The sequence below is a fragment of the Pseudomonas sp. TWP3-2 genome (assembly GCF_049897765.1).
In the GTDB taxonomy this organism is placed as follows: domain Bacteria; phylum Pseudomonadota; class Gammaproteobacteria; order Pseudomonadales; family Pseudomonadaceae; genus Aquipseudomonas.
The window spans coordinates 168,240-194,845 of record NZ_JAFCWW010000004.1 but is presented as its reverse complement, the minus strand read 5'-3'; the positions used below and the strand labels follow the sequence as shown (position 1 = coordinate 194,845).

21 protein-coding genes are annotated in these 26,606 nt (G+C 58.3%); 12 read left to right on the top strand and 9 right to left on the bottom strand.

All coding sequences use genetic code 11. The annotated features are described in order from the left end of the window. Nucleotides 1-18: 18 nt before the first annotated feature. Complete coding sequence (locus tag ACP7EE_RS08480; RefSeq protein ID WP_426234196.1) at nt 19-1,425, bottom strand: NAD(P)/FAD-dependent oxidoreductase; 1,407 nt, start codon at nt 1,423-1,425, stop codon at nt 19-21. A gap of 51 nt (nt 1,426-1,476) precedes the next feature. After that, nucleotides 1,477-2,292 carry a helix-turn-helix domain-containing protein gene (locus ACP7EE_RS08475; protein WP_426200785.1) on the bottom strand — a complete coding sequence of 272 codons (816 nt, stop codon included), beginning with the start codon at nt 2,290-2,292 and terminating at the stop codon, nt 1,477-1,479. Between the two features lie 264 nt (nt 2,293-2,556). Between ACP7EE_RS08475 and ACP7EE_RS08470 the strand changes: the two genes are divergently transcribed. Beyond that, nucleotides 2,557-2,829: a DUF1652 domain-containing protein gene (locus ACP7EE_RS08470; RefSeq protein ID WP_420650757.1), complete on the top strand. Its 273-nt coding sequence runs from the start codon at nt 2,557-2,559 to the stop codon at nt 2,827-2,829. Nucleotides 2,830-2,885: 56 nt separating this feature from the next. Here the strand turns inward: ACP7EE_RS08470 and ACP7EE_RS08465 are convergent, their stop codons facing one another. After that, nucleotides 2,886-5,360, bottom strand: coding sequence for a UvrD-helicase domain-containing protein (locus tag ACP7EE_RS08465; protein ID WP_426234195.1), 2,475 nt, complete (start codon nt 5,358-5,360; stop codon nt 2,886-2,888). Between the two features lie 281 nt (nt 5,361-5,641). On the opposite strand from ACP7EE_RS08465, the gene ACP7EE_RS08460 reads away from it, so the two are divergent. Continuing rightward, nucleotides 5,642-6,337 (top strand): pirin family protein, encoded by a 696-nt coding sequence (locus ACP7EE_RS08460; RefSeq protein ID WP_420650747.1) that lies wholly within the window; start codon nt 5,642-5,644, stop codon nt 6,335-6,337. Nucleotides 6,338-6,402: 65 nt separating this feature from the next. On the opposite strand, the gene pgm is transcribed toward ACP7EE_RS08460, so the two are convergent. The 4 genes from pgm to ACP7EE_RS08440 all read right to left on the bottom strand — a co-directional run bounded on the left by pgm (nt 6,403) and on the right by ACP7EE_RS08440 (nt 12,631). Beyond that, nucleotides 6,403-8,049, bottom strand: a complete 1,647-nt coding sequence (pgm, locus tag ACP7EE_RS08455) for a phosphoglucomutase (alpha-D-glucose-1,6-bisphosphate-dependent) (protein ID WP_426234194.1) — start codon at nt 8,047-8,049, stop codon at nt 6,403-6,405. 76 nt (nt 8,050-8,125) lie between these two features. Then, complete coding sequence (locus tag ACP7EE_RS08450) at nt 8,126-9,556, bottom strand: PLP-dependent aminotransferase family protein (protein WP_426200792.1); 1,431 nt, start codon at nt 9,554-9,556, stop codon at nt 8,126-8,128. A 49-nt stretch (nt 9,557-9,605) separates the two neighbouring features. Further along, complete coding sequence (locus tag ACP7EE_RS08445) at nt 9,606-11,060, bottom strand: hypothetical protein (RefSeq protein ID WP_426234193.1); 1,455 nt, start codon at nt 11,058-11,060, stop codon at nt 9,606-9,608. 548 nt (nt 11,061-11,608) lie between these two features. Then, entirely contained in the window at nt 11,609-12,631 is a 1,023-nt protein-coding gene (locus ACP7EE_RS08440) for a zinc-dependent alcohol dehydrogenase family protein (RefSeq protein WP_426234192.1), read from the bottom strand. Between the two features lie 270 nt (nt 12,632-12,901). On the opposite strand from ACP7EE_RS08440, the gene ACP7EE_RS08435 reads away from it, so the two are divergent. Continuing rightward, nucleotides 12,902-13,816: a LysR family transcriptional regulator gene (locus ACP7EE_RS08435; RefSeq protein ID WP_426200797.1), complete on the top strand. Its 915-nt coding sequence runs from the start codon at nt 12,902-12,904 to the stop codon at nt 13,814-13,816. A gap of 122 nt (nt 13,817-13,938) precedes the next feature. Here ACP7EE_RS08435 and ACP7EE_RS08430 read toward each other — a convergent pair whose 3' ends face one another. Continuing rightward, nucleotides 13,939-14,328, bottom strand: a complete 390-nt coding sequence (locus tag ACP7EE_RS08430; protein WP_426234191.1) for a winged helix-turn-helix transcriptional regulator — start codon at nt 14,326-14,328, stop codon at nt 13,939-13,941. Between the two features lie 113 nt (nt 14,329-14,441). Here ACP7EE_RS08430 and namA point away from each other — a divergent pair, with 113 nt between their 5' ends. The 9 genes from namA to ACP7EE_RS08385 all read left to right on the top strand — a co-directional run bounded on the left by namA (nt 14,442) and on the right by ACP7EE_RS08385 (nt 24,420). After that, nucleotides 14,442-15,482: an NADPH dehydrogenase NamA gene (gene namA / locus ACP7EE_RS08425; protein WP_426234190.1), complete on the top strand. Its 1,041-nt coding sequence runs from the start codon at nt 14,442-14,444 to the stop codon at nt 15,480-15,482. A 45-nt stretch (nt 15,483-15,527) separates the two neighbouring features. Next, nucleotides 15,528-15,911: a nuclear transport factor 2 family protein gene (locus tag ACP7EE_RS08420; RefSeq protein ID WP_420649784.1), complete on the top strand. Its 384-nt coding sequence runs from the start codon at nt 15,528-15,530 to the stop codon at nt 15,909-15,911. Between the two features lie 133 nt (nt 15,912-16,044). Beyond that, the gene (locus ACP7EE_RS08415) at nt 16,045-16,419 is read left to right on the top strand and encodes a nuclear transport factor 2 family protein (RefSeq protein ID WP_426234322.1); all 375 of its coding nucleotides are present in this window, start codon (nt 16,045-16,047) and stop codon (nt 16,417-16,419) included. A 230-nt stretch (nt 16,420-16,649) separates the two neighbouring features. Then, nucleotides 16,650-17,306: a hypothetical protein gene (locus ACP7EE_RS08410; RefSeq protein WP_426234189.1), complete on the top strand. Its 657-nt coding sequence runs from the start codon at nt 16,650-16,652 to the stop codon at nt 17,304-17,306. Between the two features lie 145 nt (nt 17,307-17,451). After that, nucleotides 17,452-17,799 carry a DUF4190 domain-containing protein gene (locus ACP7EE_RS08405; protein ID WP_420649786.1) on the top strand — a complete coding sequence of 116 codons (348 nt, stop codon included), beginning with the start codon at nt 17,452-17,454 and terminating at the stop codon, nt 17,797-17,799. Between the two features lie 17 nt (nt 17,800-17,816). After that, nucleotides 17,817-18,269, top strand: coding sequence for a DUF805 domain-containing protein (locus tag ACP7EE_RS08400; protein WP_420649787.1), 453 nt, complete (start codon nt 17,817-17,819; stop codon nt 18,267-18,269). A 272-nt stretch (nt 18,270-18,541) separates the two neighbouring features. Further along, nucleotides 18,542-19,795, top strand: a complete 1,254-nt coding sequence (gene mexE / locus ACP7EE_RS08395; RefSeq protein WP_420649788.1) for a multidrug efflux RND transporter periplasmic adaptor subunit MexE — start codon at nt 18,542-18,544, stop codon at nt 19,793-19,795. A 15-nt stretch (nt 19,796-19,810) separates the two neighbouring features. Continuing rightward, nucleotides 19,811-23,002: an efflux RND transporter permease subunit gene (locus ACP7EE_RS08390; RefSeq protein WP_426234188.1), complete on the top strand. Its 3,192-nt coding sequence runs from the start codon at nt 19,811-19,813 to the stop codon at nt 23,000-23,002. Beyond that, complete coding sequence (locus ACP7EE_RS08385) at nt 22,999-24,420, top strand: efflux transporter outer membrane subunit (RefSeq protein ID WP_426234187.1); 1,422 nt, start codon at nt 22,999-23,001, stop codon at nt 24,418-24,420. Before ACP7EE_RS08390 ends, ACP7EE_RS08385 begins: the two co-directional genes overlap by 4 nt. Nucleotides 24,421-24,552: 132 nt before the next feature. Here the strand turns inward: ACP7EE_RS08385 and ACP7EE_RS08380 are convergent, their stop codons facing one another. After that, a complete protein-coding gene (locus tag ACP7EE_RS08380; RefSeq protein WP_426200808.1) occupies nt 24,553-26,454 on the bottom strand; it encodes a potassium transporter Kup in 1,902 nt (633 codons plus the stop codon). Nucleotides 26,455-26,606: the final 152 nt, after the last annotated feature.

The following is a 26,606-nucleotide window of genomic DNA, read 5'->3' as shown; positions in this document are numbered from 1 at the left end:
GGTTGGGGAAAACAAGGTTCAGTGCATGAAACCTTCCATGAATCCGGCCACGCGACTGGCGAGTTTGCGCCGCCACGGCGCGGTCGCCGGATTGGCCAAAGTCTGATCTTCGTGGACGAAGCTTTTGATGATTGCGTTGTAGCCGAGCCAGCGGCATGGCTCCGGCTCCCACGCTCTTAATGCATGAATCCCGCCGTCCGCCAGCACCCACGGTTGCTGCACCAGCTCGGTATCGCGCTCGAGGATCAGGTCGGCCAGGGTGCGGCCGCCGAGATTGCTCGCGCCAACGCCCTCCCCGCCATAACCGCCAGACAGCGCAATGCCATTGGCGCGATCGCAAAGCATGTGCGGCTTGAAGTGCCGCGACATGCCGAGGTTGCCGCCCCAGGCGTGGGTGATCTGTACGTTCTTCAGTTGCGGGAACAGTTCGCCGAACAGATAGCGGCGTAGTTGCACTTCGTCCTCGGTCAGGTCGAAGTTGTGCCGCAGCTTGCCAGCGAACTGATAGCCGCCGCGCGCGCCGAATATCAGGCGATTGTCGGCACTGCGCTGGCCGTAAGTGACCTGGCGGCTGAACTCGCTGAAAGCCTGGCCGCGATTGAGGCCGATTTCATCCCAGGTCGCCGGTGACAGCGGTTCAGTGGCGACGATCAGGCTTTGCACCGGCAGTTGATAGCGCCCCAGCGGCGGCGTGGTTACCGAATAGCCTTCGACTGCCGGGACGATCCAGCGGCTGCGCACGCTGGCTTTGTCGGTGCGCAGGCTGCCGGCCTGCCAGTGCGTTACCGGGCTGTTTTCGTAGATCTTTACGCCCATGGCTTGAACGGTGCGAGCCAGACCCCGCACCAGTTTCGCTGGGTGAATAGTCGCGACGTGCGGCGCGTAAATGCCGCCGTAAGGCTTGGCGATGCGGATTTGCTGCGCCAGTTGCTCGGGACTGAGCCAGCGGTAATCGTCGTCGGTCAGGCCTTGGGCGTGCAGCTTGTCGAGGTATTCGCGCAGCGCGGTTTCCTGCTCCGGATAGCGTGCAGCGCAATAGAGGACGCCGCCCTTGCGGTAATCGCAGTGGATGCCTTCGCGTTCGAGGACGATCTCTACTTCGTCGGGGATGCTGTGCAGCAAATCGAAAGAGGCGCGGCGTTGTTCTGGTGACAATCCGGCGAGTAGACGATCCTCGCCGAGCAGATTGCCCATCAACCAACCGCCGTTGCGCCCGGAAGCGCCGAAACCTGCGGTTTGCGCTTCGATGATGGCGATATCCAGGCCGGGCGCGAGTTTTTTCAGGTAGTACGCGGTCCACAGGCCGGTGTAGCCGGCGCCGATGATCGCCACATCGACGTCCAGATCGCGCTCCAGCGTCGGGCGCGCGGTCAGCGGCTCGTCGAGTTGATCCATCCATAAACTGATAGTGCGCCACGCCGACATGCCAGACCCCGCCAATCCATTCTACGTTGGCGTCGATCCTAGTGCGTCAGATCAAGGGCTGTCTTGCGCGCGTGTCCGCAAAGAAATTTGTTTGGCGTAGGCCTTGGGGGACTGGCCGGTGTGCTGGCGGAAACAGCTATAGAACGCCGACAGCGAGTTGAAGCCGGCAGCGAAAGCCAATTCATCGATGCGCAGCGGCGGCGTGGCGCTGTCGAGCGAGTGCAGCAAATGCTGCAGGCGCGCCTGATTGACGTAGCGGTAGAAGCTCTGGCCCAGCACTTGATTCAGCAGGTAGGAAATCTGATTGCGGCTGTACCCGCACTCCTTCGCCACTCGCTGCAGATCAAGCTCCGGGTCGAGATACGGTTGCTGTCGCTCGAAGTATTGCTGCAGATCCTCAGCCATGAAGCTCAATTGACGTGGCGACAGGCCCAGCCGACTGACTGCCGGGCGCTGACTTGGCGCCGTCGGGCTGGCGGATGGCGCTCGCACCAGTGAAGCGTACTCGTTAACGCGCCAAATCAAGCCGTCCTTGACCGTGATCGCCTCACTGGAACGAAACGACACCAGGCCGTTACCGCCACGCAGCGTCACCTCGTATTGTATGAACGCGGTATTGCCATCGAGGCGAATGCGGTCGCAATGCTCCAGCGCTTCGTCCGACTCGCGCGGCATGCTCACGCGCACGTATTCGCGTAACTCAGCGAGGCCGAGCACGCGGTTCTGGAAGAAATCGTTGTACTGGATGTCCGGGTGATACAGCGCCATGACGCCGTCCAGATCGCGGTGTTTCCAGCACAGGTGATAGCGCATCACCGTTTCGCCCGTGGCCCGGGTTTGTTGCGGGCCGTCATCATCGGCGTGCATAACATGGCTCGGTGAAAAAAATCCGAGCTTGCCCAACTTCGGCGCGCGCAGCAACGGTCAATCGATAGTGGCTATTTGGTTGGGAATACGCTGTACGTGATGTACATCAAAAAAATCCGCTCAATCGCCAAATCGACTGAAAAATCTCACAGGAAATTCACATCCGGATGCTATTTTTAATGGCAATCACCGGTTGAGCCAATGAAGGCTCTTCCCACCTACCATGAGCAAATGGAAGCGCTCGATGAAGAAGGCGGGCAACACATGAATAAAGGCTCAAGCAAAGTCACGTTTCCCAACGCTTGCCAGCTGATGCGCTGGCATTTTCATCCCGTGGGATTCGAAGCCACAATGGACGCGCCGGGCAGTATGGTTGCCCGTCTGTTCGACCGTGCCAGCGGCGAGACCATGATCGCCATCGCCGGCATCCCATGCGCCACGGTGATGAATGCGGCGGATGTCGAACGGATAATTGAAGCCGTTGAGGACGAGCTGGAGACGTTTATTCCTCCAGCAAGTCTCAGGAGTTACGCATAAGTTCTTGATTTATAAATAAAAGCCCGCTTGATGCGGGCTTTTTTGTGGGCGCAGGTTCAGGCAGTTTTCTTCTCGGGCCGATGGTCGGCGAAGAATGCCTTGCCTCCCGCCACCCGGTCAGAGGCGCGCGGCATGTTCACCGCTTGGGTGTCTTGCGGTTCGACATACCAGTAGCAATGGCTGACTGCGCGGGTAATGCCGACGTAGGCCAGGCGCAGGATTTCGTCCTTCTGCGCACTGTCGTACGGTTCGCTGTCGCCGGCCTTGCCCAACCCGGCCATGCGATAGACCTGGTTCTTGTACGGTGAACTGGTCAGGTGCTGGCAATCGCCGAGCAGGAATACTGCGTCGGCTTGCAAGCCCTTGGCACTGTGATAAGTCAGTTGTTTAAGGCGTCGGGCGTCGTACGGCAAGCTCGAATCCACATTAACTACCGACTGAATATGCTGTTCTATCAACAATTTATCGCTGCTTTTTCGATAAAGCATCAAGATTGAATCGCCGCGATTGTAGTGTTCGGCCAGGCGCTGGCCGAGCGCCTGGTCATCACGCTCCAGCACGCTGACGGGATGCAGCGGCTTGTCCTCCCCACTGGCCTTGGCCTTCTTGCCGGGAATCGCCGGAGCCGCGCGCACCACGTGTTCTGCCGCGTCGATGATGTGCTGATGGCTGCGATAGTTGTCGCTGAGCATCACTCGCGTGGTGCTGGGTGAGGAAAATTCCTTGTTGAACTCCATGAAATAGCTGGGCGAACTGCCGCGCCAGCCATAAATCGACTGCCAGTCATCGCCGACGCACAGCAACGACGAGCGTTGCGCACCGCGCCCGACATGCATGGCCGGGCCACGGCTGCGGATTTCCGCGAGGCTGGCGCGAATCCACGAGACGATCTGCGGCGATACGTCCTGAAACTCGTCGATCATCAAGTGCGACATCGGTCGTAGCAGTTCGTCGCTGAGCAGTTTGAGGTTTTCCGGCGAGTGCTCGCTGAACAACGCGAACATGCGGTTGTAGGTCATGACCGGTGGTTTCTGGTCGAGCAGATGATCTTCCAGCGCGCGCCAGAACAGGCTCAAAGCTTCGAAGAAAAACCGGTCCGGGTCGTCTTTGGCGAAGGTCATGCGGCCAACGGCGTCCGGTACGTCCAGCCCAAGGTTTTCGATGAAGCCGGCGGCGGCGACAAAACAGTCGAGCAGCGGCGCGGAGGCCAGCTCACCTTTGACCTTGTAATCGAAGCCCGGACCGGCGCTGGCGTCGCCGGCCAGAGAGGCCAGAACACGCTTGGACGACTCATAACTATCCAGCCAAATCAGTGGCTTACGGCAGAAAGCTTGAAACAGTGTGCGCTTGACGGCCCATTCTGCGCGAACCGTCAGCTTGGCGTTCGGGCGGCAAATCTGCGCGTTCTCTCGCGGATCGAAACCGAGCACTACCCACGCATCGAGACTCGGGATGTAGCCGTGGCTGTGGAATTTCGCGCCGTTGATGTCGAACGTCTGGCGTTTGGCTTCGATGCCTTTGACTGGCCAGGCACCGGCACGCAGCCACAGGTCCTCGATCACATCGCACAGTTCTTCGTCGCGTTTGGCCGCCAGTTCGGTCACCGCCATGCGTTTTTGCACGTCCGGATGATCGCGCTCCAGTTCTTTGAGCTGCAAGGCATGCCGGGACAGCGGCTGGATCAACTGGCGAAAACGTTCATCTTCACTGTGCAAGCGGTGATAGCAGGCATTCAGTTGCTGGCGCTGCGCGTCATTGATCCGCAGGTCGAAGGGATTGCTGTCGACATCTTCGTCAGCGCCAGGCGCTCGCAGGCTGAGGTTTTCGAAAGCCTGCAAACGCTCGAAGCCCGGCAGACTGCGCACCATTGGCAGAATGCGCGAGTGAAAAGTGCGTACCAGTTCGCGCGCCTGTTTTTGGCCGAGCGTGCGCCCCCACAACGCGAACAGTTCGATCAGCTTGTTGATGAAGTCCTTGCGCGACTCGCGGGTGAAGGTCACCACGGTCATCGAATCGAGTTCAAAGCCCAGATAGTGGGTCAGCAGCAGGATGCGCAGCACCAGCGTGGTGGATTTGCCGGCGCCCGCCCCGGCGATCACCGAGGTTGACGGCGTGTCGCTGAAGATCATCTTCCACTGCGCAGCGCTGGGCTGAGCGTGGGCCGGCAGCAACCGGGCGACGTCGACTTTCATGCGTTTTTTCAGTTCGGCGTTAAGCGGCAGGCGCCAGTCATCGAACAAATGGTTGTCGATGCCCGGCGGCCGATGCTCAGTGTTGCGGCTATCGCGAATCAACAGAACCTGGCGTCCCTCCTCCAATCCATCGAGCTTGCCTTCCTTATAGCCGTAATCGACCCCGGCAGTGTGTCCGCTGCGAAAGCCGTCCGCCTGGCCATGCAGCCACGAAGCACGGTGCTGGGCGCGCAAGCGGGTCAAGCCATGTCCAAAGAACCGCGCGGCCATGCGCTTGAACCAGGGCATTTCGGATAAAGGACGAAGTTCGGAAGGAAGATCGGGGGTGTGCTGCGCCACGCTGACGGACTCCGGGGGTTGAGGCTGTTGACGGCTATGGTGTCTGCATTTGCTTTTGAGTTCTAGCGAAATGCTTACAGGTCATTGGTTTAGGCGATGAACTGAATGTCGGCTGAGAGCGTTTTGGGTTGCATTCATATCAACCAATTCGATCAGAATGCCGCACTTTTTACGCTTTTTGTCGATCTATGACTGATGGAAGATGCTCGCCATCAATCACCGGTTTCGCTTCGTGGCATCAGGCATCTACGCCCCATGACGGACCTTTTGAGGAGACGATCATGCTTGAACTCAGACCTTTCAACACCTTGGGCGGCGCCCATCACGGCTGGTTGGATGCCCATCACCATTTTTCGTTCGCCGAATACTACGATCCGCAGCGCATGAGCTGGGGCAACCTGCGCGTATGGAATGACGACATCATCGCCGCCGGTACGGGCTTCCCGACTCACCCGCACCGCGACATGGAAATCATCACCTACGTGCGTGAAGGTGCGATCACTCACCAGGATAATTTAGGCAACAAGGGCCGCACTGAAGCCGGCGACGTGCAGGTCATGAGCGCTGGCACCGGGATTGCGCATAGCGAATACAACCTGGAATCCAGCGAAACGCGGATCTTCCAGATCTGGATCCTGCCGACCGAAACCGGTGCGCCGCCATCCTGGGGCGCCAAGCCGTTTCCCAAAGGTGAGCGCGAAGGTTTCGTCACGCTGGCCAGCGGCAAGGACGGTGATGATCAAAGCCTGCGCATTCGTGCCGATGCGCGACTGGTGGCGGCCAACATCAAGGCTGGGGAAACTGCCGAGTATCGTCTCGATGCCGGGCGTCGTGCGTATCTGGTGCCGGCTACCGGAGTGATTGAAGTCAATGGCTTGCGCGCACAAGCTCGAGACGGCGTTGCGGTGGCTGATGAGCAAGTGCTGACGGTTACGGCCATTGAAGACAGCGAAATCGTGCTGGTGGATCTGGCCTGATCCGCTGAATCCAAGCCACAAAAAAGGGCGACCGTCATGGTCGCCCTTTTCTATTCAGCGCGGATTTACTTCGCGCTGATCGCGCCGTCCACCAGGGTTTGCGCTTCGGCCACCAGTTGCTTGAGGTGGTCGTCGCTGATGAAGCTTTCGGCGTAAATCTTGTAGATGTCTTCAGTGCCCGACGGACGTGCGGCGAACCAGCCGTTTTCGGTCATGACTTTCAGACCGCCGATGGCTTGATCGTTGCCCGGTGCGTGGCTGAGGATGCTTTGAATCTTCTCGCCCGCCAGTTCGGTCGAAGTCACCTGCTCTGGCGCCAGCTTGCTTAGCAAGGCTTTCTGCTCAGGGTTGGCCTTGGCGTCGACACGCACCGAGAACGGTTCGCCCAGTTCAGCGGTCAGCGCGTTGTACGCCTGACTTGGATCTCGACCGGTGCGTGCAGTCATCTCGGCAGCCAACAGGGCTGGAATCAGGCCATCCTTGTCGGTGCTCCAGACGCCGCCGTCCTTGCGCAGGAACGACGCGCCGGCGCTTTCTTCGCCGCCAAAACCCAGCGAGCCGTCAAACAGGCCATCGGCAAACCATTTGAAACCGACCGGCACTTCGTACAGGCGACGGCCCAGACGCTTGGCCACCCGATCGATCAGACCGCTGCTGACCACGGTTTTACCGATGCCCGCATCAGCGCGCCATTGCGGGCGATTCTGGAACAGGTAGTCGATGGATACAGCGAGGTAGTTGTTCGGCGCCAGCAGGCCACCGGACGGGGTGACGATGCCGTGGCGGTCGTGATCGGGATCGCAGGCGAAAGCAACGTCGAAGCGTTCTTTGAGGCCGATCAAGCCTTGCATCGCGTGGCTGGACGACGGGTCCATGCGGATCTGTCCGTCCCAATCGACGGTCATGAAGCGGAACGTCGGGTCGACCTGCTTGTTCACCACGTCGAGATCGAGGCGGTAGTGCTCGGCGATTGCCGACCAGTAACGCACCCCTGCTCCGCCCAAGGGATCAACGCCCATACGCAGTTTCGCGTCACGAATGGCATCGAAGTCGATGACATTGATCAGGTCGGCGACATAGGTATTGAGGTAGTCATGTCGGTGTGTGGTGCTGGCCTTGAGCGCCTGCTCGTAGCTGATGCGTTTTACACCCGCCAGCTTGTTGCTCAGCAACTCGTTGGCCTTGGCTTCGATCCACTTGGTGATATGAGTATCGGCCGGGCCACCGTTGGTAGGGTTGTATTTGTAGCCGCCGCTTTGTGGCGGGTTGTGCGACGGGGTAATCAGCACGCCGTCAGCCAGACCGGTCGTACGGCCACGGTTGTAGCAGAGAATGGCGTGGGAAATTGCCGGCGTCGGCGTGTATTCGTCACCTTCGGCAATCATTACGGTCACGCCGTTGGCCGCGAGTACTTCCAGGGCACTGGCTCCGGCCGGAGTCGACAGCGCGTGGGTATCAATTCCGACAAACAGCGGACCGGTGATGCCTTGGGCTTCGCGGTACAGGCAGATCGCCTGGCTGATGGCGAGCACGTGCCATTCATTGAAACTCAGCTCAAAGGAGCTGCCGCGGTGGCCGGAGGTGCCGAATGCCACGCGCTGGGTGGAAATCGAGGCATCGGGTTGGCCGGTGTAGTACGCCGTAACCAGTCGCGGGATGTCGACCAACAATTCTGCCGGTGCCGGTTTGCCCGCAAAAGGACTGAGAGTCATGCAAAACCTCTGAAATAGAGTGATTCAGGAAATTACGCAGCAGTTTACTGGCAGTTTGACCGCAGTGCGATGGGATCTATCCGACGCATGCCGGGTGTTTTTGCGGGTCGAGCAGCGGGGCCAGCCTGAGCGCGTCAGCGAGCAGCCCGACAAGTATTAACAACTCGTGCTCGCAACTGCCAATCGCGCTCAGGCGCATATGCTGCGCATACAGCCCTTGAGTACTGAACAGCTCCCCAGGCGCGATCAAGACATGTTGCTGCAAAAGTCGCTGGAACACCGCGCCCATTGCGACCGGGCGCGCAGATCGCAGCCAGATAGTCGCGCCGCCCTGAGGCTCGACGATGTGTAACGCATCACCCAGACGCTCACGCAGTAACTCGATCAACAGCGTGCGGCGCTCTTTGAGCAGCCGCTTGAGCACCGGCAAATGCTGGTCGACGCGCCCGCTGGCGTACAACCGCGCGATGGCCTTCTGGCGGATCGGCGACAGGCGAAACGCGCGCAACAGAAAGTGCCGCTGTAAATCAGTGCGCCACTGGCGCGACAGGACAAATCCGTACGGCGCTTCTACGCCGATGAATTTTTCGAAGGTGGAAAACACCAGCAGCCGATCGGGATCCAGAAGATCACGCAGCGGTTGAGCGCTTGCGTCGTCCACCAGCTCGCCGTAGCAATCATTTTCAAGCACCCAGGTGCCATGACGCTCGAGTAATTGCGCAATGGCCTGGCGGTTATCTTCAGGTACCCGACTGCCATGCGGCATGTTCAATCCCGATGACAGCAGGATCAAGCGCACCGGTTCGGTGGCCAGCAATCGCTCCAGCCGCTGTGGGTCGAGCGCCCCGCTCGCTTGCAGCGGCAGTTCGACGACGCGTACCTCGGCCGACTTGAGCAAGCGCAAGATCACCCAGTCACACGGTGATTCGACTACAACGGTAGTCCTGCGCAGCTCAAGCACGGCGATCAGTATTTCCAGCACTCCACGCAGATCGGCCCCGATATAGACATCCTCGGCGTGCCAGCATCGAGTGGGTGATGTGGTGTAGCGGGCGGCGAGCAGTGTGCGCAGTTCCAGCTCGCCGCACGGTTGCGCGAGGATCTGTGGCTGGCGCGGATATTGTCGAATCAACTCCCGCTCGAGCATCAGTAATGGATTGTCCAGCGGCTGAATCGAAGCGGGATCGTCTGCGCTCAACACGCGCATACCCGGGCACCTGGTGTTGACGTAGACCGTTTCCAGCAAATCGCCGCCTCGACCCGGCGGCATGACCGTTGTTACCGCTTGCGCGAAATAGCCGGACTTCGCCACTGAGTAGACCCGCCCCTCCTTTTCCAGAAGTGCGTACGCGTACTGAATGGTCGAGACCGACACGTTCAAGCGCTCTGCCAGTTGCCTGAGTGACGGCAGGCGCAGATCACCGTTTGCGGATGGCTCGCTGATCAATTGAGTGAGGTAGCGATACACCGCCTGATAGGCGAAGTCGTGTGCTCGCGACGCTTTCATATGCCCGCCTGCACAGGCATGGCCGCGAGGCCGGGCAAGCCGCTCACGCTCAACCTTCCGCCGAACGGTCAGCCCGGCCCGCCTGTGTATCCGGCGCTGCAAGCGGAGTTGTCGTTTGCTGATCCATGCGGATGGGCCCCATGGCATACAGTCGAGCAATCAACCGCACCGGCAAGCCACTGACGTCGGTCATCCATTGTTGCACTTGTTCCGGAGCGTGCAGACCTTGCATGGCGCGATGCAGTTCCGGCATCGCAACGAGCATGCCGGGATGGCAGGTGCGCAGGAAGCGCTCGAGGCCTGCACCGCCGTCAATAAACGGCGCAAATAACACGCAGACCATTTGCGACTCGCTGAGGCCAAAGTTTTTTTGCAAGGCAGATACCGCCTGCGATCTTTGTTCGGTGAAGTCGGTCAGGGTGCCGAATGTCGCCAGAAAACGTTCGCACATCTGCTCCGGCACTTGCTTTTGACGCATCGTGGCCAGACAGCCATGCAGATATTCAGAAGCGCCGGCGGCGTAGGTGCGTCCGTTGACATGACTCGTCTGCAGGCCGTTCAGATAGGCCGCGATCATTGGATCGGGACATTCACCGACGCTCGGCTCGAGCATCAGCTCATCGGCCTGATACCCGAGAAATTCACTGAGCAGTGGCCAGCGCTCATCCATCTTGCCCACCACCATGTCATGAATGCCCACGTAACTGGTGCGCCGGCACGCTTCGAAATGCCCAAACGGGCGCCATGGCGTACGCTCGGATTCCAGATAAAACTCCCGATAGCAATCGCCCCCCAGGTTGTCCAGCAGACTGAAAAGCTCATCAAACCCGACAGCATGGCGTTGCAGACCACCAATCCCGGCTTTCTGCGCCGCCCGATCCAGACCGTCGAGAAAACGCTCCTGATTGGCCAGCGTATCGCTGGTGACCAATGCGTCTACACCGTTATTCCAGCGAGCAACCTGGCCGTAGAATTCGGCGGTCGCCAGATACTGCTCATCCCATAATTGCAGTGTTTCGCTCCAGTCCCTGCGATGGCCCACCATCAGTAAATTGATGCGACCGGCGTCGCGCCCCTCCTCGCTCATCGGCACCTGGAGATCGAACGGCAGAATTTCGCGGTGATCCGCCATGAGCAATTCGACTCGCGGATCGTCGTACAGAAACAGCGCGCTGAAACTGCGGTGGATGTTGTGCAACGCCGACGTCGGCATGCCGCTCCAGCGCAGCGCAGCGACTCGCAACTGGAAGGTCGCCGGTGCGCGTCCGGCGATGCTCAGCTGTGCAGCACGCAGCAGGGCCAGGCTGTAAGCGCTGTCACGAGTGCCGGATTGAATAGCCAGTACCTTGAATTCACCGATGCGCTCCATGCCGCCAGCGGCAACGGCCAGTCGCTGAATCAACAGCTGCAATGCCGTGCGTTCTGCGCGGGAAAAGAAACTCAGCAAACGTTGCAATACTTGCTGGTAGACATAGTTCATTGCCTGATCATGGATCGTGCTCATCGGTACTTCACCCGGTATAAAAAGTTTGATGTCGCGCCGCCCGCAGGACGCAGAGCGCGCAATCATTCATCAGTAAGTAATAGACGCTAAATGCTAACACTTAAGTTTTTGTAGTTATTTGAAACAGTTCAGTGCGAGTTTTTTCTGGTTTAACGTCAATACCGCGCAACCCCTTGGTTTCAAAGGGGTTCCAGAACCGAACAAACAGCCTAGGAAACTTCTTACAATGTCTCGCGCATAACGAGCACAAGAAAAAAAGAAGGGCTTACATGGCGGTCCTACAACTTTTAAACAGAAGTTTGGGTGCTGCTGAAAAATAGCAGATTGATATCGCGCAGAGCAATTGAAGTGCACAGCCATCGCTCATTCCTTGAGATGAAAGTAGTCGTTCAATTATCAGTGTCTGGAGGGGGATTAGAAGATACAGATCGAGAGCAAAAACCAGTTCAGTTGCTGAACTGTCCCAAGCGCCGGGCCCGGGATTCTCGTGGGTGACAGGGGTTATGGCACAGGAGAGTCCGTGGGGCCACGGACTCTGGTCGGGAGGATCAGGCCGGCTCGACCTGCAAGGCTACCCGCTCGCGGCATGGGCATTCGTCCATGTAGCGGTGGGCTTCAACAAACTCGTTGAAGGGAAATACACGAGTTTTCAGCGGCAGCAGCACACGATCGGCCGTCAACTGATTGATATCGCGCAAGGCACGCTGCAAGGCGACGTGATCCTGAGTAATGCCCAACTCCGGTTTGCCGGTGAAATTGCCGATGCAGTGCACGAAGAACTGAATATTCTTCTGGAACGCTGCGCAGGCCGGGAAAGGTGTCTGGTTACCACCCTGCAAGCCATACAGGACAAGGCTGCCACGCGGTGCCAGCACATCGCCGAGCAACGACATCTGTGGGCCACCGAGGCCGTCAAACACGACGTCGACACCACGGTTGTCGGTGATCTTGTTGATCCGCAGGAGCAGATCTTCCTCTTCGGTGACGATGACTTTCTCGGCACCCAGCGAAAGCAGGTATTCACGCTCTTCAGCGGTTTTAGTTGCGGCAATCACCCGCACGCCGAGCGCTTTGCCCAGCTGTACGAAGGATGGGCCGGCGCAATGACTGGCGTCGGTCACCAAGGCAAACTGCCCCGGTTTGACCCGTGCCAGATCGACATAACCGAAATAGGCGATCAACAGCGGCGTGTAATGCACACTCGCTTCGATCGGGCTGAGCACGTCCGGATAACGGGTCAGCGCGGTACGTGGCAGAACGATCATCTCGCCGTAAACCGGATAGTCGTTCGGGCTTTCGGCCGGGAAACTGGCAACCTTGTCGCCAATTGCCAGATCTTCAACGCCGTCACCGATAGCCGTGACCACACCGGCCATTTCATGACCAAGGCCAGAAGGCAGGCGAGCCTGGGACGAGGCGAGATTCTGACGCCAAAGCGTGTCGTACCAGCTGATGCCGATCGCTTCGACACGCACCTGCACTTCGCCAGGACCTGGCTGAGCGGCCGCATGCTCTTCGCATTTGAGCACCTCGGCCGGACCAAACTTGTGAAAACGGATCGTGCGGGACATCGCAAACCTCGTCAAAGTAACCTCTAATGCCCTGAACTCTATATGGGCTTTTCAGCCAAGACCATCAGTGGCTATTAATAGTCGACATGCCTGTCATTGATTCCGCAGCAAGGACGGCACTGGCAAAAATGATGAACAAACTGCTGCCGCCCTTTCAGTAAAGCTGAATTTTCCGGTGCAGAGTACCAGCCTTTACCCGTAAGATTCATGCCGGCCATTGTTCTCATATGGCCGCTCTCGTCAAGCTTGATGACTCTGCCAGGACTCCAGATGAATCGTAATGACCTGCGTCGTGTCGACCTGAACCTGTTGATCGTTTTTGAAACACTGATGCATGAGCGCAGTGTGACCCGTGCTGCGGAGAAATTGTTCCTCGGCCAGCCGGCGATCAGCGCAGCGCTTTCACGCCTGCGTGGTCTGTTCGATGATCCGCTGTTCGTGCGCACCGGGCGCAGCATGGAGCCTTCTGCCCGCGCGGTAGAAATCTTCGCCCTGCTCTCCCCGGCCCTCGACTCGATTTCCACGGCCGTCAGCCGCGCCGCAGAGTTCGACCCTGCGACCAGCACTTCGGTGTTCCGCATTGGTTTGTCGGATGATGTCGAATTCGCCCTGCTGCCGATGCTGCTCAAACGCCTGCGCGCCGAATCCCCCGGAATTGTTCTGGTGGTACGCCGCGTCAACTACATCCTGATGCCGGGCCTGCTGGCCTCCGGGGAAATCTCGATTGGCGTCAGCTACACCACTGACCTGCCGGCCAATGCCAAACGCAAGGTGTTGCGCCGCAGCGCACCGAAGCTGCTACGCGCCGATACCGTGCCGGGGCCGTTGAGCCTTGATGATTACTGCGCGCGCCCGCATGCGCTGGTGTCGTTCGCTGGCGACCTCAGTGGTTTCATCGATGAAGAGCTGGAAAAACTTGGCCGCAAACGCCACGTGGTGCTGGCTGTGCCGCAGTTCAACGGCTTGAGTACATTGCTCGCCGGCACTGACATTGTGGCGACCGTGCCGGACTACGCGGCCGATGCGCTGACGTCGGCTGGCGGTGTACGTGCAGAAGATCCGCCGTTGCCTACACGCACGTTTGAGCTGCACATGGCTTGGCGTGGGTCGCAGGATAATGATCCGGGTGAGCGTTGGTTAAGGTCGCGGATTCAGATGTTTTTTGGGGATCCGGATAGCCTCTAACCGTCGTCGGCAGGCTGTTCATCTTGATCATGCCTGCCTTTCACAGGCCGTGGGGATCGTCTATTCCAGACCACTAGATCGCCACACTCTATCGACCTGCAGCGTCGCGCTGCGCTACAAACTCAAGCTAGCGATTCGAACTTACCCTCATCGACTGCAGATCGTCGCAGTCCGAGGATCGTGCGCTCGTGCACAGCTCCCCACTCTCGCATGGCACTCACCACAGGCGCGAGAGAGTTACCCAGTGGTGTGAGCGAATACTCTACTTTGGGCGGGACCTCGCGATAGATTTCGCGATGAATAATCCCATCAGTCTCCAGCTCCCTCAGCTGGAGGGTCAGCATCCTCTGCGTGATGTCTGGTATCAGGCGACGCAGCTCGTTGAAGCGCTTCGTCCCTGACATGAGATGAAACAGTATGAGCGATTTCCATTTCCCCCCAATGACATCGACGGTAAACGCGACGGGGCAAGCGAAGGCCTCCATCTCATCCTGAGGATTGCATTTTTTCACTTTAATCACCTTGGTATAAAAAGTGTGCCTACAGCACAAAATTGTGCGTACTTACACGAAAGTGCTGTGCACGCTAGCATGAATTCCATACCTGCCACTATGGAATCCGCCAGATGAGCTTGCTGCTGTCCCCCCATGAAATCAAAGGCCTTAAACTGAAAAACCGCGTCGTCATGTCGCCTATGTGTATGCACATGGCAGCGGATGATGGCTTCGTCACTGACTGGCACCGCGTTCATTACGGTGCTCGCGCTCTGGGTCAGGCGGCGCTGATTTTCCCCGAAACGCTGGCTATCCAGGCTGACGGTCGTATCGGCGCCGGTGACCTCGGTATCTGGAGCGATGAACACGTTGTCGGCTTGAAAGCGCTGACTGAACTGCTTCACGGCTTTGGTGCAAAAGCCGGCGCCCAGATCGGCCACGCGGGGCGCAATGCTGATCTGCCCGGTCTGATCCACATCGCGCCATCGGCGATTCCGTTCACGGAAACCAGCCCGGTGCCTCGCGAACTCGCTACGGATGAAATTCCTGGTTTGGTCAAGCTTTACGGCGATGCCGCACGGCGGGCCAGCGATGCCGGATTCGACGTACTTGAGATCCATGCCGCGCACGGTTACTTGCTGAGTGAGTTTCTTTCGCCGCTGGCGAATATCCGCGACGACGAATATGGCGGAGATGCCAAACGTCGCTATCGTTTCCTGCGGGAAGTGCTGGAGGAGGTCAAAACCCATTGGGGCGATCGCCCTCTGTTCGTTCGCATATCCAGTTCCGATTACGCCGAAGGCGGAAACACGCCTGAGTCGTTCCTCGAATATGGTCGCTGGATGAAAGAGCAAGGTGTTGACCTGATCGACTGCAGCTCCGGCGGAATCAAGATGGTCAAGGTGCAGACCTACCCGGGGTACCAGGTCCCGGCCGCTGAATTACTGCGTAAGGAATTGCATATCGCTACAGGTGCTGTGGGTGTGATTCAGAGTGGGCGTCAGGCCGAAGAAATCCTGCAAAACGGCCGAGCTGATCTGGTGTTCGTGGGTCGGCAAATGCTGCGAGATCCATTCTGGGTTCGCACCGCTGCAGATGACCTGAAAGAAGTCATTGAGATACCTGCTGCCTACACACGCTATGGATCCGTCTGGCTTGATACCAAAGCGTGAAGTGCGTTTCGCATTAATCAAATCAATGCTCACTGGAGCAACAACATGACCAAGCCTACTTACGTCCAGGAATACCAAGCTATTACTGAAGTGCTGAACAAATACATTGAGGGCTGCAAGCAGGCCAAGAGCAGCATCATGCAGCCCGCTTTCAGTGAACAAGCGACCATGTATAGCGTCAATGGCGACGGCAAGCTGGAGGGTGGCGCGATTCCGATTCTGTTCGAGGGGATCGACAAGGGCTTTCGCCCATCTCCGGACGCACCGGCAGCTATTGTCCGTATCGAGATCGTCGGCACTGCGGCTAGCGCTCGCATCGACGCGAATGACATGTCCGGTATCTCCTTCACCGACTTTTTCCATCTTCTGAAAGTGCATGGCAAGTGGACGGTGGTCAGCAAGATCTTCCACACCCACGTCGCACCTTGAATCTCAAATTATGAGTGAACGCATGAAAATTGCCTCCATCAAGAGCTTGTTTTTTGTCGCCCTGATTTCTGGTTTTGGCGCGATTGCTCAAGCAGATAACCTGCCAAGTGAGCAACAAGTCACCAGTGCAGTAGTGAGAAAACCTACGTATGTAGAAGAATATCAGGCGATCACTGAGGTGCTTAACAAGTACATCGAGGGTTGCAAGCAGGCCAAGAGCAGCATCATGAAGCCCGCTTTCAACGAACATGCGACGATGTACAGCGTCGGCGCCGATGGCAAGCTGACAGGCGGCGCGATTCAAACCCTGTTCGAGGGAATCGATAAGGATTTCCGGCCCTCCCCTGACGCCCAGGCCGCTATTGTCCGCATCGAGATCGTAGGCACTGCGGCTAGCGCTCGCATCGACGCTAACGGCATGTCAGGCATGTCTTTCACTGACTTCTTCCATCTACTGAAAGTCGAAGGCAAGTGGACTGTGGTTAGCAAGATTTTCCAGGCACATTGAAAGTTCGCATCAGGGCTGATCGCGTTCACCCTGGAAGGAGCCCCTCCACCTGATCACATTTTTGACGTACTCTGAACGCCTCTCACACACTTACCGCTTTAGAGCCAGGTCAAAGTGTTTTCGGGTTCCGGATAGCCTTTGAATTGATTCGTTGAATGCCACAGCAAAGCCCCGATTCAGGGGCTTTGTCTTTTTGCTGGTGCCCTACCTGAAGTTACAAGGACGTACTGATGTTCCCTTTGCTACAACTGCCATCTGCAAAATCCGTGATCCGCTCCTTTCAGACCCTGCTGCTGGCAAGTTTTATCTTGCTTGGCAGCGGCTGCGCGATCATGTCGAACAAATTCACATTGAAAACCGAGTTGCCCGCAAACTACACGGTCTCCGTTACCGCGCAGTACAGCGAATTGTTCGCAGGCGTGTGTTTTTTACCTGACGACTACAAGGGCGATCCGGAGCCTGACAAGAAAAGATTCAGCAGCGCGTTCCATGCGACGCCTTTCACTTCAGAGTTCGAAGTGCCGGTCGGTTATACGCTCGAAGACTGCTTTATGGCACTCAGCGGCATTGAGTTCATGATCGAAGGGACGGACAAAGCCAACGATAACTACTTCGACATTTCCACGGTTGAGCTAGACGTAGAGACTTACCTCAAGGAGGACGAAGAGCTGTCCACCCGGATTGACGAGCAGCTACTTCAAGTGCGTTGTCATTGGGAGGCTCTAAAGCCCGGCAGTCCCGCCAAGCGCGAACTTCAGTGTCATGGACTGGACGCCAACGGCAAGGAGCGCGAGAGCCGTCGATTGGGCATGCTGAAAAACCGCCAGCTTCAAGGATTGACGTTGCGCCTGAAGGTTGAAGAGGACGAGACCTCCCGCAAACCTTAGCCCCGACAGCGCCAGCAGCGTTAATTTCAGCGCCAGACACCGCTAATGGCCAAGTGCCTGATGACAAATCTTGTAATAAAGATTAAGTTACCGCCGCCTCGGCCTATGGAAGGTCGGGCAATTCGCATTCAAGTTAAGGAAAACGATGGCAATGGTCTATTGTCGTGCATGTGCCAAGGAGCTTCACGAAACGGCGCCCACCTGCCCCCAGTGCGGGGCTGGCCAGCAGGCCAACGTGCCGCACCAACAAGCCGGGTCGCCATGGCTGGCCATCGTTTCGTTGGTTTTAGGCATTCTCTGCGTACTCAGCCTGTTTGATGATTCCGAATGGGACAGTGACACGCTCGCTGGTTTGAGCGTTTTCGCTGTCGCAGGTCTCGTCTGCGGCATTCTCAGCATCAATAAAAGACTCCCTGGACACAATCTTGCAATCGCCGGCGTTGTCTTGTCGGGCATTGCTGCGCTTGTGTTCATCGGGCTGTCGATCGATTAATTTTTAGGGAAAAAAATATGAGCATGGTTTTTTGTCGTGGTTGCGCCAAAGAGATTCACAGCACAGCGGCAGCTTGCCCACAGTGCGGTGCGACTCAGGTAATCCAACAGTCCTACGCACAGGGCCCCGCGATTACAACGGGTAACCCATACATGGAAGCGTTGAAAAATTACGCTGTGTTCCAGGGCCGTGCCACTCGCCGCGAATACTGGATGTTCATTCTGATCAACCTCGGGATCGCAATAGTCATCGGCGTCATCGATGCACTGCTGAGCACCAAAGGCATCATCTCCAACCTTTACAGTCTGGCCATGTTCCTGCCGAGCATTGCAGTCGGCGCACGCCGCATGCATGACACCGATCGCAGCGGCTGGTGGTTGTTGCTGCCAATCGTCAACCTGGTGTTCCTGGCGCAAGACAGCCAGCCGGGGCCGAACCGTTTTGGTCCAAACCGTAAAGGCATCAACTGATACACGTTGACAGCTAGCTGACCGAGACGGCCTTCATGGCCGTCTCTTTGTTTGCGGCTACCTGGTTTCGCGCCGATCTGAACGTTACTTGTCGAGCAACAGTGAATTGTCATCAATCAGATTGATAGCCCCCTAACGAAAGGCGCATGCTAGAGGGCTTTCCCGGCGCTTATATCATTCCGAATGATAGTTACCTTCGTGTCATTCGATTCGTTTGCTTCCAGCCCGCCGATCATCATCCGCCCATCTTCAATACTTGGCGGATGCATTCCATGGAACAGTCACTCAAACATTTGCGCTTCCCGTTGGCCTTGTTGGCCGTCGTGGTGATGAGCGCCTGCGGCAAGAATCCGGAATCCGCCGCCGCCCCGCCCGCTGCCAAAGTCAGCGTAGCGAAGGTGCTGGAACAACCGGTCAACGAGTGGGACGAATTCACCGGTCGCCTCGAAGCTCCGGAAACCGTCGAAATCCGTCCTCGCGTCTCCGGCCAGATCGATGATGTCGCCTTCACCGAAGGTGCGTTGGTCAAGAAAGGCGACTTGCTGTTCCAGATTGATCCGCGTCCGTTCCAGGCCGAAGTTCGCCGCCTCGAAGCCCTGGTTGCTCAAGCCCGCGCCAATGCCAATCGCAGCGAAAACGAAGCCGTTCGCGGCGAACGTCTGCGCACCAGCAACGCCATCTCCGCCGAACTCGCCGACTCGCGCACCAGCGCCGCACAAGAATCCCGTGCAGCGGTAGGCGCGCTGCAAGCGCAACTCGATCTGGCGAAACTGAACCTGAGTTTCACCCGCGTAACGTCGCCAATCAGCGGCCGCGTCAGCCGTGCCGAAATCACCGCCGGCAACCTGGTCACCGCCGATACCACCGCGCTGACCAGCGTGGTTTCCACCGACAAGGTCTACGCCTACTTCGACGCCGATGAACGTGTGTTCCTCAAATATACCCAGCTCGCTCGTCAGGGCCAGCGCGGCGCTACGACCCCGGTGTACATGGGCCTGTCGAATGAAGACGGCAACCCGCATCAGGGCCAGATGAACTTCGTCGACAACCAGGTCAACCCGAAAACCGGCACCATCCGTGGTCGCGCCGTGTTCGACAACAGCGACGGCACTTACACCCCGGGCCTGTATGCACGTCTGAAACTGGTCGGCAGCGGTACTTACAACGCCATGCTGATCAACGACGAAGCCGTCGGAACGGACCTCGGCAAGAAGTTCGTGCTGGTGATGGATGGCGACAACAACACCGCCTACCGTCCGGTCGAACTCGGGCCGAAGATCGAAGGTTTGCGCATTGTGCGTAGCGGACTGAACAAAGGCGACACGATCATCGTCAAGGGTCTGCAACGGGTACGTCCTGGCTCGCCGGTCACCCCTGAAGTGATCCCGATGGCCAGCGAACAGACCCTCGCGGCACTCGCTCAACAACGACAAGCGCTGGAAGCCAGCAACCTGCCTAAAGTCGCGCCAGCCAAAGGCGCGCCGGGTTCGGTTGTGAAACTGGCTGCTGCGACTCCACGCGGTTAAGGGACAACAACTCCGATGAATTTTTCCCAATTCTTCATTTCGCGGCCGATCTTCGCAGCGGTGCTGTCGCTGCTGATCCTGATCGCCGGTGCGATTTCGCTGTTCCAGCTACCGATCAGCGAATACCCGGAAGTCGTGCCGCCAACCGTGGTGGTACGTGCCAACTTCCCGGGCGCCAACCCTAAAGTCATCGGTGAAACCGTGGCCGCTCCGCTGGAGCAAGCCATCACCGGCGTCGAGAACATGCTGTACATGTCCTCGCAGTCCACCGCTGACGGCAAGATCACCCTGACCATCACCTTCGCGCTGGGCACTGACCTGGACAACGCGCAGGTACAGGTGCAAAACCGCGTGACGCGGACCGAGCCGAAACTTCCCGAGGAAGTGACGCGCATCGGTATTACCGTCGACAAGGCTTCGCCCGACCTGACCATGGTTGTGCACTTGACCTCGCCGGACAAGCGCTACGACATGCTCTACCTGTCCAACTACGCGATCCTCAACATCAAGGATGAGCTGGCTCGTCTGGGTGGTGTGGGTGATGTGCAGTTGTTCGGCATGGGCGATTACTCGCTGCGGGTCTGGCTTGATCCGAACAAGACCGCTTCGCGCAATCTGACTGCCACTGATGTGGTCACGGCAATTCGTGAGCAGAACCGTCAGGTGGCTGCCGGCCAACTCGGTGCGCCCCCTGCCCCGAATACCCAAAGCTTCCAGCTGTCGGTCAACACTCAGGGCCGTCTGGTGACTGAGGAAGAGTTCGAGAACATCGTGATTCGCGCAGGCGACAACGGTGAAATCACTCGCCTCAAAGACATTGCTCGCGTCGAGCTAGGCTCCAGCCAATATGCCCTGCGTTCGTTGCTCGACAACCAACCGGCGGTGGCCATTCCGATCTTCCAGCGCCCAGGTTCCAACGCCATCGACATCTCGAACGACGTTCGGGCAAAGATGGACGAACTGAAGAAAGGCTTCCCGCAGGGCATGGATTACAGCATCGTCTATGACCCGACGATCTTCGTGCGCGGCTCGATCGAAGCGGTAGTTCATACCCTGTTCGAAGCGCTGATCCTCGTGGTTCTGGTAGTGATTCTGTTCCTGCAAACCTGGCGCGCCTCGATCATTCCGTTGGTGGCGGTGCCGGTATCGTTGATCGGTACGTTTGCAGTGATGCATCTGTTCGGCTTTTCGCTCAACGCTTTGTCGCTGTTCGGTCTGGTATTGGCCATCGGTATCGTGGTCGACGACGCCATCGTGGTGGTGGAGAACGTCGAGCGCAACATCGAACTCGGACTGACACCGGTCGAGGCCACCAAGCGCGCCATGCGTGAAGTGACCGGTCCGATCGTTGCCACGGCACTGGTGCTGTGTGCGGTGTTTATCCCGGCGGCCTTCATCTCCGGCCTGACTGGACAGTTCTATAAACAGTTCGCGTTGACCATTGCGATCTCCACAGTGATCTCGGCGTTCAACTCGCTGACCCTGTCGCCAGCATTGGCCGCGGTTCTGCTGCGCAGTCACGATGCGCCGAAAGACCGTTTCTCCAAGGTGCTGGACAAGATCTTCGGTGGCTGGTTGTTCCGTCCGTTCAACCGTTTCTTCGAACGTGCCAGTCATGGTTACGTGGGCACCGTGGCGCGGGTCATCCGTAGCAGCGGCATCGCGTTGCTGTTGTACGCAGGCCTGATGGTGCTGACCTTCTTCGGCTTCGCGCACACCCCGACCGGTTTCGTACCCGGCCAGGACAAGCAATATCTGGTGGCCTTCGCGCAACTGCCGGACGCTTCGAGCCTGGATCGCACCGAAGACGTGATCAAGCGCATGTCCGACCTGGCACTGAAACAGCCAGGCGTGGAAAGCGCCGTAGCGTTCCCCGGTCTGTCGATCAACGGCTTCACCAACAGTCCGAACGCCGGCATCGTGTTCGTGACCCTGAAACCGTTCGACGAGCGTAAAGATCCAAGCATGTCCGCCGGTGCAATCGCCGGGGCCCTGAACGGCCAGTTCGCCGGGATTCAAGAAGCCTACATGGCGATCTTCCCGCCGCCGCCGGTACAAGGTCTGGGCACCATCGGTGGTTTCCGTCTGCAAATCGAAGACCGGGGTAACCTGGGCTACGACGAGCTGTACAAAGAAACCATGAACATCATCAACAAAAGCCACAACGTGCCTGAATTGGCCGGACTGTTCACCAGCTACACCGTGAACGTGCCGCAAGTCGATGCCGCCATCGACCGGGAAAAAGCCAAGACCCACGGCGTGGCCGTCAGCGACATCTTCGATACCCTGCAGATCTACCTGGGTTCGCTGTATGCCAACGACTTCAACCGCTTCGGTCGTACTTATCAGGTCAACGTTCAGGCTGAGCAACAGTTCCGCCTCGAATCGGATCAGATCGGTCAGCTCAAAGTGCGCAACAACAAAGGCGAAATGATCCCGCTGGCGACCTTCATCAAGGTCAGCGACACCTCAGGGCCAGATCGCGTGATGCACTACAACGGCTTCATCACCGCTGAAATCAACGGTGCTGCAGCCCCCGGCTACAGCTCGGGCCAGGCCGAAAAGGCCATCGAGAAACTGCTCAAGGAAGAACTTCCGAACGGCATGACCTACGAATGGACCGACCTGACCTACCAGCAGATTCTGTCCGGCAACACCGCGCTGTTCGTGTTCCCGCTCTGCGTACTGCTGGCGTTCCTGGTTCTTGCAGCTCAATACGAAAGCTGGAGCCTGCCACTGGCGGTGATCCTGATCGTACCGATGACCCTGCTGTCGGCCATCACCGGCGTGATCATCTCGGGAGGCGACAACAACATCTTCACCCAGATCGGCTTGATCGTACTGGTGGGACTTGCGTGTAAGAACGCGATTCTGATCGTCGAGTTTGCCAAGGACAAACAGGAAGAAGGCATGAACCCGCTGGCTGCGGTGCTCGAAGCTTGCCGTCTGCGTCTGCGGCCGATCCTGATGACTTCTTTCGCGTTCATCATGGGTGTGGTGCCACTGGTGTTCTCCAGCGGTGCCGGTGCCGAGATGCGTCACGCCATGGGTGTGGCGGTGTTCTCCGGGATGCTCGGGGTGACCTTCTTCGGTCTGCTGCTGACGCCAGTGTTCTACGTACTGATTCGTAACTTTGTCGAACGCGGCGAGCGTCGCAAAGCGGCCAAGGCGCACAATCTTCAAAAGCCACTGGAGGCGCAACAATGAGTCTGAAAGTCTTCCTGCCGAGTCTGCTGGTGCTGGCCCTCAGCGCCTGCGCCGTCGGCCCCGACTACAAGACCCCAGCCACGGAGGCGGCGCACATCACGTCCGCCACCGACGGCGCCGCAGGTCAGAAGAACTACGACCGTTCGAAGTTCGAAGGCATCTGGTGGCAGCAGTTCGATGATCCGACCCTCAACCAGTTGGTGACGCAATCGCTGCAAGGCAACCGTGAACTGCGCGTGGCATTCGCGCGCTGGAAAGCCGCCAGGGCAATCCGCGACGATGCCAGCAACGATGTAATGCCGACCATCACCAGCCGCGCCAGCAGCGACCTGGCCAAAGGTCAGATTCCCGGCCAGACCACCAACCGGGTGAATAGCGAACGCTATGACCTGGGTCTGGACATGGCTTGGGAGCTGGATTTGTTCGGGCGCATCCAGCGCAATCTGGAAGCCAGCGATGCCGATCAGCAGGCCGCCGAAGCCGATCTGTACCAACTGCAAGTCAGCATGATTGCCGAACTGGTCGACGCTTACGGTCAACTGCGCGGTGCGCAACTGCGCGAGAAGATCGCGCTGGCCAACCTGAACAATCAGCAGGAGTCGCGCAAGATCACCATCAGCCTGCGTGACGCCGGCGTCGGCGATCAACTCGACGTGGAACGTGCCGATGCGCGTCTGGCCTCGGTCGAAGCCAGCGTGCCGCAACTGCAAGCGGAGCAGGTTCGACAGAAAAACCGCATCGCCACGCTATTGGGCGAGCGCCCGGACAAACTGACTGTCGATCTGAGCCCGAAAGACTTGCCGGCAATTGCCAAGGCACTGCCAATCGGTGATCCGGGCGAACTGCTGCAACGTCGTCCGGATATCCTCAGCGCCGAGCGTCAATTGGCTTCCGCCACTGCGCGTATCGGCGTGGCCAAAGCGGATCTGTTTCCTCGGGTCAGCCTCAGCGGCTTCCTCGGCTGGACGGCCGGGCCTGGCTCGCAGATTGGCTCGTCGGCCGCCAGCGCCTGGGCACTTGGCCCGAGCATCACCTGGGCAGCGTTTGACCTTGGCAGCGTGCGCGCCCGGATGCGCGGCGCCGATGCGGATGCCGAAGGCGCGTTGGCCAATTACGAGCAACAAGTGCTGCTTGCCCTGGAAGAATCGGAAAACGCTTTCAGCGATTACGGCAAGCGTCAGCAACGCCTGATCTCGTTGATCCGTCAGAGCGAATCGAGCCGCAAGGCTGCCGACCTCGCCGAGATCCGCTACCGCGAAGGCACCGCCGACTTCCTCGTGCTGCTCGACGCGCAACGTGAACGTCTGGCCGCCGAAGACAGCCAGGCGCAAGCCGAAGTCGACCAGTATCGCGGCATCGTCGCGATCTACAAGGCACTGGGTGGCGGCTGGCAACCGGAGACCGTCGCGACCAAGTAACCGATTTTCAAGAGCTCCTTTGGTTGGCCGCAACCAACCAATTTTTTGCCCCGCGTATCATTCGGTCGCGGGGCTTTTTTGTGCCTGTTTTTCGTGATCTTCCTGTCACACTTGGCGAATGCCTGGCCTGCGTTACATTTCAACCTGCGTACCCAGTTCAATCACCCTGTTAAGCGGTAATTTGAAGTACTTCAGGTTGCTGTTGGCATTCTTCAGGAGGAACGCGAACAGGCTTTCTCGCCAGCGTGCCATCCCGATGCGCTTGGTGGGAATAACGGTCTCGCGACTGAGGAAATAGGTCGTGCGCATCGGGCTGAAGTCCAGCTCATGCAAATGACACAGACTCAACGCCATCGGTACGTCGGGTTCCTCCATAAAGCCAAAGTGCAGACTGACGCGGAAAAATCCTTCGCCATAAGCTTCAACCTCAAACCGCCGATCAGCAGTCACCCGCGGGCGATCTTCGGATACGACGGTGAGCAGCACCACTTGCTCGTGCAATACCTGGTTGTGCAACAAGTTGTGCAACAGCGCATGCGGCACAGCGTCAGCCCTGGCCGTCAGGAACACCGCCGTACCCTGTACACGATGCGGCGGCTGTGAGCGGATGCTGCTGATGAACAGCGGCAGAGGCAGTGCGGTCTCGTCCAGCCGCTCGACCATGATTTTTCGCCCGCGTTTCCAGGTGGTCATCAAGATAAACAAGCCAATACCCGCGATAACCGGGAACGCACCGCCCTGAAAAATCTTCGGCGCATTGGCGGCGAAGTACAGCGTGTCTACCAGCAAAAAGCCAAGCAGCAACGGAACCGCAAGCCAGCGCGGCGTCTTCCACAGAAGCAGGACAACCGCCGAAGACAACAGCGTGGTAATCAACATGGTGCCTGTCACCGCAACACCATAAGCGGCCGCCAATGCACTGGACGACTCGAAACCGATCACCAGCAGAACGACACCCACCATCAACGCCCAGTTGACGGTGCCGATGTAGATCTGCCCCTGCTCCTGGCTTGAGGTGTGCTGGATAAACATGCGCGGCACGTAGCCCAGTTGAATGGCCTGGCGTGTCAGGGAGAACGCACCGGAGATGACTGCTTGAGAAGCGATGATGGTCGCCATGGTAGACAGTGCAACCATCGGCAGCAGTGCCCAGCTCGGTGCGAGCAGGTAAAACGGATTGCGCACCGCCTCCGGGTTTTCCAGAATCAAGGCGCCCTGGCCGAAATAGTTCAGCGCCAGCCCCGGCAACACCAGGATGAACCAGGCACGGGAAATCGGTTTGCGGCCGAAGTGGCCCATGTCGGCATACAACGCTTCGGCGCCAGTCAAGGCCAGCACGACAGCACCCAGGATTGCCACGCCCATTCCTGGGTGAGCGATGAAAAACTGCACTGCCCAAGCGGGATTAAGCGCCTGCAATACTTCCGGGCGCTGCAAAATGCCGTGGATACCGAGTGCGCCCAGCACCACAAACCACACCACCATGATCGGGCCGAAGAGAATTCCGATTCGCGCCGTACCGTGTTTCTGGATCAGGAACAGCGCCACCAGCACGATCACTGAAATAGGCACGACCCAGTGCTCTATTCCGTCAAACGCCAGCTGTAATCCCTCCACCGCCGAAAGCACGGAAATGGCCGGGGTAATCATGCTGTCCCCGTAGAACAGCGCCGCCCCGAACAGTCCCAGCAGAACCAGGACTTTGCTCATGTGCGGATAAGGGGCTGCTGCGCGGCGTGCCAATGCGGTCAACGCCATGATGCCGCCTTCACCCTGATTGTCGGCACGCAGGATGAACAGTACGTACTTGATCGAGACGACCCAGATCAGTGACCAGAATATCAACGACAGAATGCCCAGCACGCCATCGTGATTCACCTGAACGCCGTAGTGGCCGGAAAACACTTCTTTGAGGGTGTAAAGGGGGCTGGTGCCGATATCCCCGTAAACCACCCCGACAGCAGCGACGAGCAAGCCTGCTGCTGACGTTCTGGATGGGGAGTCCTCATTTACCGCGGTCGTTGTGACATTCAAGGGACGCTTCTCTCAACTTTTCTGAGGGTTGGGGCACGCCATCCTTGCGCATTCACGAATTCCGGCGCCTTCGCAACAGCGAGGCGCGCGGCCAAAAAGCGCGGCTAGTATCGTTACCGATCGAGACATCTACCGTAAAGAAAGCGTAAAAA

What these genes read in the sequence shown, in the direction of transcription:
- pgm (WP_426234194.1), bottom strand. Translation starts at nt 8,049, where the DNA reads ATGACTCTCAGTCCTTTTGCGGGCAAACCGGCACCGGCAGAATTGTTG.
- namA (WP_426234190.1), top strand. Translation starts at nt 14,442, where the DNA reads ATGAGCTTGCTGCTGTCCCCCCATGAAATCAAAGGCCTTAAACTGAAA.
- ACP7EE_RS08400 (WP_420649787.1), top strand. Translation starts at nt 17,817, where the DNA reads ATGAGCATGGTTTTTTGTCGTGGTTGCGCCAAAGAGATTCACAGCACA.
- ACP7EE_RS08420 (WP_420649784.1), top strand. Translation starts at nt 15,528, where the DNA reads ATGACCAAGCCTACTTACGTCCAGGAATACCAAGCTATTACTGAAGTG.
- mexE (WP_420649788.1), top strand. Translation starts at nt 18,542, where the DNA reads ATGGAACAGTCACTCAAACATTTGCGCTTCCCGTTGGCCTTGTTGGCC.
- ACP7EE_RS08460 (WP_420650747.1), top strand. Translation starts at nt 5,642, where the DNA reads ATGCTTGAACTCAGACCTTTCAACACCTTGGGCGGCGCCCATCACGGC.
- ACP7EE_RS08405 (WP_420649786.1), top strand. Translation starts at nt 17,452, where the DNA reads ATGGCAATGGTCTATTGTCGTGCATGTGCCAAGGAGCTTCACGAAACG.
- ACP7EE_RS08445 (WP_426234193.1), bottom strand. Translation starts at nt 11,060, where the DNA reads ATGAGCACGATCCATGATCAGGCAATGAACTATGTCTACCAGCAAGTA.
- ACP7EE_RS08390 (WP_426234188.1), top strand. Translation starts at nt 19,811, where the DNA reads ATGAATTTTTCCCAATTCTTCATTTCGCGGCCGATCTTCGCAGCGGTG.
- ACP7EE_RS08410 (WP_426234189.1), top strand. Translation starts at nt 16,650, where the DNA reads ATGTTCCCTTTGCTACAACTGCCATCTGCAAAATCCGTGATCCGCTCC.
- ACP7EE_RS08475 (WP_426200785.1), bottom strand. Translation starts at nt 2,292, where the DNA reads ATGCACGCCGATGATGACGGCCCGCAACAAACCCGGGCCACGGGCGAA.
- ACP7EE_RS08450 (WP_426200792.1), bottom strand. Translation starts at nt 9,556, where the DNA reads ATGAAAGCGTCGCGAGCACACGACTTCGCCTATCAGGCGGTGTATCGC.
- ACP7EE_RS08385 (WP_426234187.1), top strand. Translation starts at nt 22,999, where the DNA reads ATGAGTCTGAAAGTCTTCCTGCCGAGTCTGCTGGTGCTGGCCCTCAGC.
- ACP7EE_RS08480 (WP_426234196.1), bottom strand. Translation starts at nt 1,425, where the DNA reads ATGTCGGCGTGGCGCACTATCAGTTTATGGATGGATCAACTCGACGAG.
- ACP7EE_RS08440 (WP_426234192.1), bottom strand. Translation starts at nt 12,631, where the DNA reads ATGTCCCGCACGATCCGTTTTCACAAGTTTGGTCCGGCCGAGGTGCTC.
- ACP7EE_RS08435 (WP_426200797.1), top strand. Translation starts at nt 12,902, where the DNA reads ATGAATCGTAATGACCTGCGTCGTGTCGACCTGAACCTGTTGATCGTT.
- ACP7EE_RS08470 (WP_420650757.1), top strand. Translation starts at nt 2,557, where the DNA reads ATGAATAAAGGCTCAAGCAAAGTCACGTTTCCCAACGCTTGCCAGCTG.